Here is a 13124-nt window from a genome sequence, read left to right as displayed (position 1 = left end):
GGCGTAGCCGCTGAACTTGAGGCCGAACGGAATGGCCATATCCGGCGAGGCGGCGGTGGTTTCCGGGTTAGTAATCACGTCGACCTTTTTGTTGGCCGCGGCGTCGATTTTCGCCTGGCGGTCGGCCAGCGCTTTATCAACGGCTTTGGCGACGATGGCGTCGATCTGTTCCTGCGTAAATTCTTGCGCCATGACAGAAATTGGGCACAGCGCGGCGACAACCGCCATGGCTAAAGGCAGTTTTTTTACAGTATTCATGGTTATCTCGCTTTAATAATTAATATATTTCAGATAATAACCATCCCATTCTGGCTAGAATAAATAGCCAAAATAAGCTGATTTGTTTTTTAGGGTACAGCGACGCCGGAGAATAATATTCTCGCTAACGTTATTCCATATTAATTAACGCTGGTACAGATGGATTAATTCTTCTGAGAACTCGCGGGCCAGCAGCGAATTCATCAAATGATCCTGGGCATGTACCATAATCAGCGTCATGGGCTGACGCGCTTCACCGGCATCCTGCCCGATGAGCTGGGTTTGCATCTGATGCGCCCGGCGGGCGTAGCCGTCGGCCTCGTTTAAGAGTAAGCGCGCTTCGTCGATATTTCCGGTTCGGGCCGCATGCAGCGCTTCAAAACATAATGAGCGTGACTGTCCCGCATTAACGATAATTTCCATTACCGCATCTTCTAATTCAATCATGTGTATTCCTGAGGTATTTATTATTTAATAATGCAGTGAAAGTCCATTTTCTGCATTATTACGCTGTCATCTTATTATCTCTCCGGAAGGAGAGGGATTAGCTAACGGTTTCTGCTACCGGAACGCTATTTTTGGCTTTCTCAACTTCGGTTTTCATTAAGGAACGTTCATAAGCGCGCAGGAACGGCAGGTAAATGACCGCCGACATCACCATGCAGATGAGACACATCACCACCGGGCTCAGGGTCCAGTTAGCCGCCCACGACGCGCCAATTGGGGCCGGCGTAGTCCACGGCGTCAGCGACACAACCTGGCTCAGCCAGCCAAGACGCGTCGCGCCGTAAGCCAGCACCGCGTTGACCATCGGTACGCAGACGAAGGGGATAAACATCATCGGGTTCATGATGATCGGCGCCCCGAACAGAATCGGCTCGTTGATATTAAAGAAGCTCGGCACGATGCCCATCTTGCCGATGGTGCGCAGATGGGTGGCCCGGCTACGCAGCAGCAGGAAGGCCAGCGGCAGGGTAGAACCGACGCCGCCAATCAGCAGATAGTGATCCCAGAAGCCCTGCAGGTAGACGTGCGGCAGTACCGTGCCAGCCGCCAGCGCCGCCTGGTTTGCCGACAGGTTGGCCATCCAGAACGGGTTCATAATGCCGGTAACAATCAGCGAGCCGTGGATACCGGCGAACCAGAAAATCTGGCACATCAGAACAGAGAGCAAAATCGCCGGCAGCGAGTCGGAGGCGGAAACCAGCGGCTCCAGCAGATGCATGATCGCCTGCGGCAGGATCATCCCGGTCTGCGCTTCGATAAACAGATTCAGCGGATGCAGAGTCGCAATAACCACCAGCACCGGGATCAGGATTTCAAACGAACGGGCGACGCCGGTGGGGACCTCTTTCGGCAGACGAATCGTAATGTTGTTTTGCTTCAGCCACGCGTAAACGCGGGTGGAGTAGATGGCGGTGATCAGCGCGGTGAAAATGCCCTGACCGGACAGATACTGAGTGGAAATTTTGCCATCGGCATAGGGTGCGGCGACCAGCAGGAAAGCCATAAACGCCAGCAGACCGGACATCACCGGATCGAGCTGAAACTGACGACCGAGGCTGGCGCCAATGCCGACCGAGATAAAGAAGGTCATCACGCCCATGCTGAGGTTAAACGGCAGCATCAGCTGTTCGCGGTAGTGCTGGGAGAAATCAAGCCAGCCGCGGGCAAAGCCGTTGGTGGTATCGGGTGAAAACGGCGGAAAGATAAATACCAGCATGAAAGAGCCGATGATCATAAACGGCAAGGCGGCAGTGAAGCCATCGCGGATAGCGATAACGTATTTCTGCTGCCCAAGGCGTCCTGCCAGCGGAGTAATAGATTGCTCGATCACGGCAATCATGGACTGATACAGAGAACTCATTTCAACACCTCTCAGTGCGCCGCTGGGATCAGCGACAGAGCATAATTCAGGACGTTGTCTCCCCGCTGCATACCGTAGTCCATCGTATCGATGGGCTGAACGGGAATGTTCAGGGAAGCCGCTTTGTCAGACAGGGTTTTCAACATGTATTTCACCTGGGGGCCAAGCAACACCACCTGATACTGCGGAAACTGCATGTCAAATTCGGAAACGCCATAGGCGTCAATCTGCACCGGCAGGTCACGTTCATTCGCCGCCTCAACCATCTTTCTGACCAGCAGACTGGTGGACATCCCGGCAGAGCAGCACAGCATAATCTTGTACATCGACGACCATCCTCAAAATGTAAAAAGTTATTGCGTGGGTGATTTGATATCAGACGGAAACCGGTTTCCATTTATAAAAAGCAGAACTGTGATAGTGGTCAAGATCTCCTGCTTATAGGGCGGATTTATTGGATTTCGCTCACATTATTCTGTCGATTTGGCGATGTTTTGCGCTGAAATGGAAAATCGGTTTCCAAACAAATGGCGAAATGGATATACTGCGCTGGTCATAATTGAAGCGATTCAGGTTTACAGGATTTTGGCGGGACGCGGCGCCCGCGCAGGGGAAAATGATGTCGACAATCAATGATGTTTCACGACTTGCCGGGGTTTCCAAAGCCACGGTGTCGCGAGTGTTGAGCGGCTCACGTGGCGTGAAGGAAGCCAGTCGTCAGGCGGTGCTGCAGGCGGCGGAAGCGCTCAATTACCGGCCAAACATGATAGCCCAGTCGTTGCTCAGCCAGTCCACCGGCTGCATCGGCGTCATCTGCGCCCAGGACAACATCAATCAAACCACCAGCTATCTCTACGCCCTGGAAAAACAGCTCAGCCAGCACCAGAAACACCTGCTGCTGCGCTTCGCCAACACCAGCCACGGCGTGATGAACTCTCTGGAGGAGTTGACCTGCGGGCTGTGCGATAACGTGCTAATCATCGGTGCGCGTTTTCCTCTGAATATTAACCGCCCGGACGTGGTGCTGGTGGACTGCCTCGATAGCGAAGGCGACAACAGTATTCAGTTCGATCATGCTTTCGCCGCCGAAACCGCCTGTCACTATCTGATTAGCCAGGGGAGACGGCAGATTGCGCTGATTCATCCGCAGAGCAGCGGCTTTGCCGACCAGGTGCTGCTGGGCTACAAGCACGCGCTGGAAAAAAACTTTTTGCCGTTTAATCGCAACCTGGTGTTTCTGGATAACACCTCGCCGTCGGTGGCGGTGCAAGAGCTGGTCAATAACGCCACGACGCTGAACTTTAACGCGCTGCTGGTGAGCGATGAACAGCAGGCGCAGCGCGTGGTGCCGCAGCTGCAGGCGTTTAACCGCGCCGTTCCGCAAAATGTCATGGTGTTTAGCCTCGCCGGATCGTTACAGCTGCCCGGTATCCCGACTATCCCGGCGATTGAATATTCCATGGACGCGATGGCGTCGCGGATCGTCAACTGGCTGACCGAGAAAACGGACAACCCGGGCGGCAGCCCGCTGCGCGGCGATTTAATTATTCCGAAGCACTAAACGCTGCTCTTGCCCTGACCCGCCGCCGTTGGCTGCGGGTTTTTTGCTGGCTGGTTTTTGTCGTATCCCTCACATTATAAATAAAACTCATATCTGACGCCGGATTTTCGAACCGGACAGCCTGCGTGACCTGCCTTAAGTTGAGTACGAAAGTTCCACTCAAAAAACACTAACCAGAACATTCGTACCGCCTGCTTGAGGAAGTCACCCTATGAATCACACGAACGTTGTCGATGTGAAAGCGTGGATAGATACCCGCCCGGTCTCGCGCTTTCAATGGAACGTGCTGCTGCTCTGTTTCATCATCATTATGCTGGATGGGTATGACGCCGCGGTGATGGGCTTTGTCGCCCCGGCGCTCATCGAAGACTGGGGCATCAGCCGGGCCGAAATGGGGCCGATTCTTGGGGCGGCCATGTTCGGCGTCGCCATTGGCGCCCTGGTAGCGGGTCCGCTTTCTGACCGCTACGGCCGAAAGCGAATTTTACTCTGGTCGGTGGCGCTGTTTGCGCTGTTCAGCCTGGCCGGCGCCGTGGCGCAAAGCCCGACGCAGCTGGCGCTGATGCGTTTTCTCACCGGCCTTGGCCTTGGCGCCGTAATGCCCAACTGCGTCACGCTGGTGGCGGAATATATGCCGGAGCGGCGTAAAGGGGTGATGATCACCCTGATGTACAGCGGTTTTAACGTGGGTTCCGGCCTCGGCGGCTTTATCGCCGCCGGTTTGTTATCGCATTACAGCTGGCACTCGGCGCTGGTTTTTGGCGGCGTGCTGCCGCTCGTGGTGCTCCCCTTTATGATCGTGATGTTGCCAGAGTCGGCGATGAACATGGTGGCGCGCCGACTACCGGGCGAGCAGATTGCCAGGGCGCTTAACCGGCTTGGGGGCCAGTTTACGGCTGAAACCGTTTTCCAGCTGAATGCGCCGCCCATCACGCGGAGCAGCAAAGTGGCGCAGCTGTTCCGGCATGGCTATGCCCGCGGCACGATAGCGCTGTGGTTAACCTATTTTATGGGGCTGTTCGTGATTTACCTGCTGAACGGCTGGCTGCCAACCATTCTCCGCTCCGGCGGGCTGTCGCTGCAGCAGGCGGCGATGATGACCGGCTTGTTCCAGCTCGGCGGCCCGCTGGGCGGGATCCTTGTCGGTATGCTGATGGATCGCGCTTCGGCGAAAGCCGTGATTGCGGCAACCTATTTCCTCGGCTGTCTGTGCCTGTTGTCCCAGGGGGTAATGGATTTCGGTTCGGCGGCGCTGTCGGTGCTGATTTTTATCAGCGGGATGTGCATTAACGGCGCGCAGAACGGTCTGCAGGCCTATTCGCCCGCCTATTATCAAACCGAGATCCGCGCTACCGGAGTCAGCTGGATGCATGGTATCGGCCGTACCGGGGCTATCCTCAGCTCCACGCTGGGCGGGATGCTGATGCTGGCCGTGCCGGGACACTCGTCGATCTTTTTGGTGCTTGCGCTGCCGGCCTGCCTGGCGGGGATCTGTATTTTGTTGCACCGTATGAATCACGCTAAGCCTCGACTCACAGAGGCAGAACTTGACGCTTTGTCATCCCCCCTCGAACACCGATAAGTGGAGTTATCTGATGGCTAACATTCTCGGCGGTATCGCCGTCTCTCATACCCCGACTATCGGCTTCGCGGTCGATCATCATAAACAGCAGGATCCGGCGTGGGCGCCGATCTTCCAGAGCTTCGAACCGCTGCAGCGCTGGTTGGAGGAGAAAAAACCGGATGCGCTGGTGTACATCTTTAATGACCATGTGACCGCCTTTTTCTTCGATCACTATTCGACTTTTACGCTGGGAATCGATAGTCAATATGACGTTGCCGATGAGGGCGGCGGACCGCGCTGTCTGCCGCCGGTCCAGGGCAACGCGGCGCTCTCAAGGCACATTGGCGCCAGCCTGATGGCCGACGAGTTTGATATGTCGTTCTTTATGGATAAAAAGCTCGACCACGGCCTTTTCTCGCCGCTTTCGGCGCTGTTGCCCTGGGATGAAGCGCAGGGGTGGCCGACGGCGGTGATCCCGTTACAGATCGGCGTGCTGCAATTTCCGGTACCAAGCGCGCGCCGTTGTTACAAACTCGGCCAGGCGCTGCGCCGGGCGATTGAAAGCTTCCCGGAAGATATCAATGTGGCGATTGTCGCGACCGGCGGGCTCTCGCATCAGGTTCATGGCGAGCGCTGCGGATTTAATAATCCCGACTGGGATGCCCAGTTTGTTGATATGCTGGTTAATGACCCGGAAAAGCTTACCGAAATGACCCTTGGCGAATATGCCGAGCTGGGGGGGATGGAGGGGTCCGAAGTGATCATGTGGCTGGTGATGCGCGGCGCGCTATCAGCCAATGTCACCGAAACCTGGCGCGACTATTACCTGCCGTCGATGACCGGTATCGCCACGCTGATCCTTGAGAACAATGCGCGCCTGCCCCCCGTCGATACCCTGACGCGCCATCGCCAGCATATGGCGCAGCAGCTGGCCGGGGTGGAGAAACTGCCGGGAACCTATCCTTTTACCCACGAGCGCAGCCTGAATGGCTTGCGGCTTAACCGTTTCCTGCATCGGCTGATTGAGCCTGCCTGGCGCGAACGTTTTCTGCAGTCGCCTCAGTCGCTTTATGCCGAAGCCGGACTGAGTGAGGAGGAACAGCAGTTGCTCAACGCGCGCGACTGGCGGGGATTAATTCAGTATGGCGCCAGCTTCTTCCTGCTGGAGAAAATGGGCGCGGTGGTCGGCGTATCCAACCTGCATATTTACGCCGCGATGCGCGGGCAGACGCTGGAGGCGTTTCAGCAAACGCGCAACCAGCAGGTAACCTATTCGGTGGCGGGTAAACGTTAAACGGCCCCGTCCTGAACCTGCTGATAAATAAAACGCAACAGCGCCTGCGTCGCCGGGGAGGGCAGGCTGCCGGCGCGAAACGTCAGCCCGATACGCCGGGTGGTATCGGGCAGGGGAACCGGCAACACGCTGAGCAGCCCATTGTCAGTTTCAAAACGCATCTGGCTGGCGGAGACCGCCGCCAGCATGTCGGAGCCCTGCAGCAATCCTCGCACCATCGCCGCATCCCCGGTCTCCACCGTCGGCTGGGGCAGCGGCAGCCCCAGGGTGACAAACGCCTTATCCAGCAAATTGCGCGCCGGCGCGTTGGCGCGCGGCAGCACCCATTGCGCTGTCGCCAGCTGGCTGCGCGGGTCCGGATGGCGCAGCAGCGGGTGGTTATTACGCAGTAAAATCAACATATCCTCTTCGAATAACGCTTCGCTACAGAGGTCCGGGAGATCTTCATCCTGGCGCAGGGCGCCGATAATAAAATCGATATTACCTGCCCGCATATCGGCGACCAGCGACTCATACGGGCTTTCATTGGTCATGAGGGTGATGCCCGGGTGCTGGGCCAGAAAGGCGGCGATGGCGGAGGGCAGTAGCCGGGTCCGGCTCAGCGGCAGGGCGCCAATGCGCACGGTGCCCTCCAGCACCCCGCGACGGGCAGCGAGATCGCTCCAGATGTTTTCCAGCTCGTTGAGCGCTCTGCTCACCGGGGGATAGAGTAGCTCTGCGGCAGGCGTGGGACGCACCCCCTCTGGCGTCCGGCGAAATAGCGCCGAATCCGCTCCTTTTTCCAGGACCTTCAGCGCGGCACTGACCGCCGGCTGAGTGATCCCCAACTGTTGCGCGACGGTTTGGGTATGGTTGACGTGATAGAGCTGAATAAAAATGGCTAAGCGGCGGGTATTGAACAGCCAGCCGGCGTCCGCCAGCGGGCCGCTGCTGCGGGTATGGTGCTTCTGCAGCAGCGCCGGGATGGCCTGCAGGTCGTCAATCGCCCGCCGGGCGCGCGGCAGGATGCACTTGCCATACTCGGTGGGCACCATGCCGCTGTAATGGCGTTCGAACAGCGTGACGTTCAACGCGGCTTCAAGATCGCGAATAGCCCGGGTTATCGCTGACTGCGTGCGGAATAAGTCATCGGCCGCGCGTGAGACGCTACCGCGCAGCGCGACCTGACAGAAAAAGCGCAGCTGCATGATATTTATAATTTTATCGTGCTTTCTCTTTAGCATTGTTCGTCAGGCCTGAAAAAGTGAGTGAGACGACAACATAAATAAAAATCATAGCCTTCGCAAGTTAACGAATTACCTCCCCACGACGGGACATGACAAGCTGAAAAAAACAACAGAGGAAGCCATCATGTCTCATCCGGTTAGCGAAAAAAGTGCCCTTGTCGTCAGCGCCCACTCGGCCGATTTCGTCTGGCGCGCGGGCGGTGCGATAGCGCTGCATGCCCTGCAGGGCTATCAGGTCCATGTGGTCTGTTTATCCTTTGGCGAGCGCGGCGAGTCCGCCAAACTGTGGCGTAAAGGCAACATGACCGAGGAGGCGGTGAAGCAGGTGCGTCGCGAAGAGGCGCAGGCCGCCGCCGCGATCCTGGGCGCCAGCGTCGAATTCTTTGATATCGGCGATTATCCGCTGCGCGCCGATAAAGAGACGCTATTTCGTCTGGCGGATGTGTATCGCCGTATCCAGCCCCACTTTGTCCTGACGCACTCCCTGCAGGATCCCTATAACTACGATCACCCCCTGGCCTCCCATCTGGCGCAGGAAGCGCGGATTATCGCCCAGGCAGAGGGCTATCGCCCCGGTGAGAAAATTGTCGCTGCTCCCCCGGTTTACTGTTTCGAACCGCACCAGCCGGAGCAGTGCAACTGGAAACCCGATGTGTTACTGGACATCACCGCCGTCTGGGAGAAAAAGTATCAGGCCATTCAGTGCATGCAGGGTCAGGAGCATCTGTGGGAATACTACACCCGCGTGGCGCTGCAGCGCGGGGTGCAGGCCAAGCGCAATATCGGCATCACGGCCGCGCGCGATATCGTTCACGGCGAAGCCTTCCAGAGCATCTTCCCCCGCGTAACGGAGAACCTGGCATGAACCTGTTAAATAAAAAAGGCCTTGTGATCCGCCACCTGCCGCGCCATGACGAGGCGGTTTTGCGCCGCTGTGAGGCGGCCGGGGTGGCGACGCTCCATGAAGCCTGGGATCGTCAGGGGCTGATGGGGCCGGCAATCCGTCCGATTCAGCAGGGCGTCAGCCGGGCGGGCAACGCGGTAACCGTGCTGGTGACGCCTGGCGACAACTGGATGTTTCATGTGGCGGTCGAGCAGTGCCGCGCCGGCGATATTCTGGTGGTGGCCCCGACCTCGCCGTGCGGCGATGGCTTCTTCGGCGATCTACTGGCGACGTCTCTCCAATCGCGCGGCGTGGTCGGGCTGGTGGGCGATATCGGCATTCGTGATTCGCAAACGTTGCGGGAAATGGGATTCGCCGTCTGGTCCCGTCAGGTTTATGCCCAGGGGACGGTGAAAGAGAGCCTCGGTTCGGTTAACGTCCCGGTGATATGCGCAGGTCAGCTTGTCCAGCCGGGCGATGTCGTAGTGGCCGACGACGATGGCGTCGTGGTGCTGCCTCACGCCCGGGTCCGTGATGTGCTCCATAAAGCGGAAGCCCGCATGAGCAATGAGCTTGCGAAACGTGAGCGGATGCGCCATGGCGAGTTGGGGCTGGATATTTACGCTATGCGTCCGCGTCTGGCGGAAAAGGGCCTGCGGTATTACGACCGCGCAGACGAGGTGGAGGAATAAATGGCGCAACGCGGAATCCCCTGTCTATGGATGCGCGGCGGCACCTCTAAAGCGGCCTGTTTTCTGGCCGACGATCTGCCTGCCGATCCAGTGCGACGTGATGCGGTGCTGCTGGCGGTGATGGGCTCGCCTGATCCCCGGCAAATTGACGGGATCGGCGGCGCCGATCCGCTGACCAGCAAAGTGGCGATTATCCGCCGCTCCGCACGGCCTGACGCCGATGTGGACTATCTGTTTGCCCAGGTGAACGTGGCGGCGGCTACCGTGGATTACGGCCAAAACTGCGGCAATATTCTCGCCGCCGTTGGCCCTTTCGCCATCGAGCGCGGTCTGGTTCGCCACGATGCGCCGCTCACTCGGGTGCGTATTTTTATGGAGAACACGGGGCAACTGGCGGTGGCAGAGATCCCCTGCGATGCCGACGGGGTCAACTACGTCGGCGAGAGCCGTATCGATGGCGTGCCGGGCAGCGCCAGCCCGATCCTGCTCCATTTTCTTGATGTCGCCGGCTCCAGCTGCGGGGCGCTGCTGCCGACCGGCCGGGTTCGTGACCGTTTTGACGGCGTCGAGGTGACCTGCATCGATAACGGAATGCCGGTGATCCTGCTGCGCGCGTGCGACCTCGGTTGCACCGGCTATGAGACGCGCGAACAGCTGGATAATGACGACGCGCTTAAACGTCGCCTGGAGTCGATTCGCCTGCAGGCCGGGCCGCTGATGCAGCTTGGCGACGTCAGCCAGCGCACGGTGCCCAAGATGACCCTGATCGCCGAGCCGCGACACGGCGGCGCCATCAGCAGCCGCACCTTTATCCCCCACCGCTGCCACGCGTCGATCGGCGTATTTGGCGCGGTGAGCGTGGCCAGCGCTTGTCTGCTCCCCGGCTCTGTCGCGCAGGGCCTGGCGCAGGTAGCGCCAGGCGATACGCCGCTGCTCAGCGTCGAGCATCCGACAGGCGAATTTAGCGTGACGCTTCAGCTTGATGCTGACGGCGCCCTGGCTGGCTGCGGCCTGTTACGCACGGCGCGACTGCTGTTTGCTGGCGAGGTTTTTATTCCGGCCCGCGTCTGGCCGCGTGAGGAGTGATGATGACAATCGCGTTTATTGGTTTTGGCGAGGCGGGTGGCATTCTGGCGGCGGATCTGGCCCGTGAGCATGCGGTGACCATTTGGGATGGCAAGCTCAATGGCCCGGAGCGAGAGGCGATGGGCAAAAAAGCCCGTGATTCGCGCGTTCAGGTGGGAAATTCGCTGGCGCAGGCGCTGGAGGGGGCCACGCTGGTTTTTTCTACTGTGACCGCCGGTGAGGCGCTAAAGGTGGCGCAGCAGGCGGCCGCGCTGCTGCAGCCGGGACAATATTTCCTCGATCTCAACTCCGTGGCGCCGGAGACGAAACGGCAGGCGGCTGAACATTTTCTGCCGGGCGCCTACATTGATGTCGCGGTGATGGCGCCGGTACCGCCGGCCCGATTGCAGACACCGTTATTGATCGGCGGGCCGCAGGCGGAGGCGATCGCGCCGCGTCTGCAGAGGCTGGGGCTGAATGCCCGCTATGGCGCCAGTACGGTGGGCCAGGTGTCGGCGATAAAAATGTGCCGTAGCGTGATGATCAAAGGTCTTGAAGCGCTTACCACAGAATGCCTGTTCGCGGCTCGTGAATACGGCGTTGAGGAGGAGGTGCTTAGCTCCTTGCATCATAGTTTTCCCTCTCTGGGCTGGACAGGCGCGTTCCCCGACTATCTGATCAGCCGGGTGGCGGAACATGGCATTCGGCGCAGCGAAGAGATGGAAGAGGTGGTGAAAACCCTGCGTGACGTGGGGAGCGCCGGGATAATGAGCGAGGCGATCGCGAAAAGCCAGCGCCAGCTGCCGGAGCAGATGGCCGCCCGTAGCCTGAGCTACAGGCAGCTTACGCCGTTTGACTGGAAAACGCTGGTCGCGAGGCTGAAATAACCGCTATTTGGCCGGACAGACGATTTTGTCGATTGCGGCCTGGTAGCTTTTCTGGTTATTGCGCTCCTTCGCCAGCGTTGCTTCGCGGACCGCGTTCTTGTTACCGTCGGTCGCCAGCACTTTATTGGCAAAATCGTTGTCGCTGAGGTGGCTTGCTGGCGCGCATTTTTCCTTCACCGCTTTGAGCACCTGCTGTTTTTGCTGCTCGAACTGCAGGCTTTGCAGCGGTGATTCGGCCCACGCCGACGTGGCGCTCAGGGCGGTGACCAGGCATACCATCCAACATGCTTTCATCAGGCTTCTCCTTCCGTAATCGCTTCCGTCAACTATATGCGCAGGCGCGAAAACACGCAAATAGTGGTCAGTTTAACTTATTGAAAATGCAATTTTTATCGCCTGCTCAGGCGGCTCTCACCCGCCGCCGCGAGTCGATGGCGATCAGCACCACCGACGCGAGGATCAGCAGAGTGCCCAGCCAGTCCGGCAGCGTGAAGGTGATCCCCAGCAGCAGGAGCGACAGCAGGGCGCTGCTCAGCGGTTCGGCGCAGCTGAGGATCCCGGCCTTTGCGCCGCCAATCTTCTGCGCGCCGTTGAGATAGAGGCTGAAGGTCAGCGAAGTACCGATCACCACCAGGTAGAAAAAAGCTAACAGCAGGCTGCCGTTAACCACAAAATCGGTGCCCTGGCCGCCGTAAAACGGCAATAGCATCGCGCCGCCGAACAGCATGCTCCAGCCGACGATGGGCAGCGTCCCGTAGCGGGCAATCAGCGTTGAAGGATAGGTGGTATAAAAGGCGGCGGCAAACGCCGAGGCGATCCCCCAGAACAGCGCCGCCGGCGAAATCGACAGCGTCGTTGGGTTGCCGTGGGTCACCAGCAGAAAGGTGCCCGCCAGCGAGGTGCAGATAGCCCCCAGCACCAGCGGTGTGGGACGCGCTTTGCGGGCGAGGGCGAACCAGGCGACGATGATCGTCGGCGACAGAAACTGCAGCACCGTGGCCGTGGCGGCATTGGATTTTTCAATGGTCATCAGAAAGGTGAACTGCACGGTTAGCGCGCCAAACAGCGAGAAAAACAGCAGGCTTAGGGCGTCGCGGCGGTTTTGCAGCACGCGGAAAATGCGGTCGCCGTGAACAAAGCCGAGCATCAGCAGGATCAGCCCGGCGAACAGCAGACGCGTCATGGTCAGAAACGGCGACGACATCTGGCTTTCCTGCATAATAAATTGCGCACACACCCCGGAACTGCCCCACAGCACGGCGGCAATCAGTACGTTCAGCATCCCTTTTTTGCTGGAGCCCATCTTTTCCTCAAGCGAAATATGACAAAGGGGAATCATAGCATGCGCGCGCCCGGGCGGCGGGGCAGGAAATGGTAGTCGGGCGCGGCGGCGTAACTATTTTGCAGGCCCGGTAAGGCGAAGCCGCCGCCGGGCATTAACCGATAGTCGCGTTCTAGCTTAAATCGACATTTTTACTGCCGAACAGCCAGGTGAGGACAAAGCCGCACAGGTAGGAGACCGCCAGCCCGCCGGCGTAGACCGCCATCCCGGCGTAAATTCCGCTGCCGGAGGTCATCAGCGGCAGCGCCACCAGACCGGACGGACCGAACACCGTGTTCAGGCCGACCGGCAGCCCCAGCCAGGCGATCAGTCCGACGAAGAACCCGCCGCAGGCGCCGCCGAGGCAGGCGGTGACAAACGGCTTCATCCGCGGCAGGGTGACGCCGTAGATCAGCGGCTCGCCAATCCCGAGGAAGCCCGGAATAATCGCCCCTTTAATCTGGGTTCGCAGCAGCGAATCGCGCTTCGCCCGCCAGAACAGCGCC

Annotated in this window: 14 protein-coding genes and 1 pseudogene; 7 read left to right on the top strand and 8 right to left on the bottom strand. The window is 58.9% G+C overall.

The features are described 5' to 3' along the window. The 4 genes and pseudogenes from KHQ23_RS25780 to KHQ23_RS25765 form a co-directional block, all read right to left on the bottom strand. Positions 1-258, bottom strand: a pseudogene (locus tag KHQ23_RS25780) (hypothetical protein); the annotation flags it as partial. 144 nt (positions 259-402) lie between these two features. Next, a complete protein-coding gene (locus tag KHQ23_RS25775; RefSeq protein WP_002923158.1) occupies positions 403-705 on the bottom strand; it encodes a PTS lactose/cellobiose transporter subunit IIA in 303 nt (100 codons plus the stop codon). 97 nt (positions 706-802) lie between these two features. Further along, positions 803-2125, bottom strand: a complete 1323-nt coding sequence (locus tag KHQ23_RS25770; protein WP_002923156.1) for a PTS cellobiose transporter subunit IIC — start codon at positions 2123-2125, stop codon at positions 803-805. An 11-nt stretch (positions 2126-2136) separates the two neighbouring features. Then, on the bottom strand, positions 2137-2451 hold the full coding sequence (locus tag KHQ23_RS25765) for a PTS sugar transporter subunit IIB (protein ID WP_004145041.1): 315 nt from the start codon (positions 2449-2451) through the stop codon (positions 2137-2139). Between the two features lie 293 nt (positions 2452-2744). Here KHQ23_RS25765 and KHQ23_RS25760 point away from each other — a divergent pair, with 293 nt between their 5' ends. From KHQ23_RS25760 to KHQ23_RS25750, 3 genes are all read left to right on the top strand, one after another. Then, positions 2745-3686 (top strand): LacI family DNA-binding transcriptional regulator, encoded by a 942-nt coding sequence (locus KHQ23_RS25760; protein ID WP_002923154.1) that lies wholly within the window; start codon positions 2745-2747, stop codon positions 3684-3686. Positions 3687-3897: 211 nt separating this feature from the next. Beyond that, positions 3898-5268 carry an aromatic acid/H+ symport family MFS transporter gene (locus KHQ23_RS25755; protein ID WP_002923153.1) on the top strand — a complete coding sequence of 457 codons (1371 nt, stop codon included), beginning with the start codon at positions 3898-3900 and terminating at the stop codon, positions 5266-5268. Positions 5269-5281: 13 nt separating this feature from the next. Beyond that, positions 5282-6544, top strand: a complete 1263-nt coding sequence (locus KHQ23_RS25750; protein WP_002923152.1) for a gallate dioxygenase — start codon at positions 5282-5284, stop codon at positions 6542-6544. Here the strand turns inward: KHQ23_RS25750 and KHQ23_RS25745 are convergent. Further along, entirely contained in the window at positions 6541-7767 is a 1227-nt protein-coding gene (locus KHQ23_RS25745) for a LysR family transcriptional regulator (RefSeq protein ID WP_002923147.1), read from the bottom strand. The genes KHQ23_RS25750 and KHQ23_RS25745 overlap by 4 nt on opposite strands. 127 nt (positions 7768-7894) lie before the next feature. Here KHQ23_RS25745 and galB point away from each other — a divergent pair, with 127 nt between their 5' ends. Genes galB through KHQ23_RS25725 form a run of 4 tightly spaced genes read left to right on the top strand, consistent with a single transcriptional unit; the run spans position 7895 to position 11297 of the window. Further along, on the top strand, positions 7895-8635 hold the full coding sequence (gene galB / locus KHQ23_RS25740; protein ID WP_004145037.1) for a 4-oxalmesaconate hydratase: 741 nt from the start codon (positions 7895-7897) through the stop codon (positions 8633-8635). Then, entirely contained in the window at positions 8632-9345 is a 714-nt protein-coding gene (locus tag KHQ23_RS25735) for a 4-carboxy-4-hydroxy-2-oxoadipate aldolase/oxaloacetate decarboxylase (RefSeq protein WP_020801778.1), read from the top strand. The genes galB and KHQ23_RS25735 overlap by 4 nt, the downstream gene beginning before the upstream one ends. Then, entirely contained in the window at positions 9346-10431 is a 1086-nt protein-coding gene (locus KHQ23_RS25730; RefSeq protein WP_004145035.1) for a 4-oxalomesaconate tautomerase, read from the top strand. It abuts the gene before it with no gap. A 2-nt stretch (positions 10432-10433) separates the two neighbouring features. Next, positions 10434-11297, top strand: a complete 864-nt coding sequence (locus KHQ23_RS25725; protein ID WP_032435234.1) for an NAD(P)-dependent oxidoreductase — start codon at positions 10434-10436, stop codon at positions 11295-11297. Positions 11298-11300: 3 nt separating this feature from the next. Here the strand turns inward: KHQ23_RS25725 and KHQ23_RS25720 are convergent, their stop codons facing one another. The 3 genes from KHQ23_RS25720 to KHQ23_RS25710 form a co-directional block, all read right to left on the bottom strand. Next, the gene (locus KHQ23_RS25720; RefSeq protein ID WP_002923120.1) at positions 11301-11591 is read right to left on the bottom strand and encodes a YicS family protein; all 291 of its coding nucleotides are present in this window, start codon (positions 11589-11591) and stop codon (positions 11301-11303) included. A 106-nt stretch (positions 11592-11697) separates the two neighbouring features. Next, positions 11698-12600 carry a DMT family transporter gene (locus KHQ23_RS25715; RefSeq protein WP_002923118.1) on the bottom strand — a complete coding sequence of 301 codons (903 nt, stop codon included), beginning with the start codon at positions 12598-12600 and terminating at the stop codon, positions 11698-11700. 151 nt (positions 12601-12751) lie between these two features. Continuing rightward, positions 12752-13124 (bottom strand): PTS transporter subunit EIIC (locus tag KHQ23_RS25710; protein ID WP_374193681.1); only part of this gene is annotated, 373 nt, incomplete at its 5' end.

It is taken from the genome of Klebsiella sp. 64, assembly GCF_018223915.1.
Taxonomy (GTDB): domain Bacteria; phylum Pseudomonadota; class Gammaproteobacteria; order Enterobacterales; family Enterobacteriaceae; genus Klebsiella; species Klebsiella pneumoniae.
The sequence above is the reverse complement of the archived record's forward strand: the minus strand, read 5'-3'. Positions and strand labels throughout refer to the sequence as shown.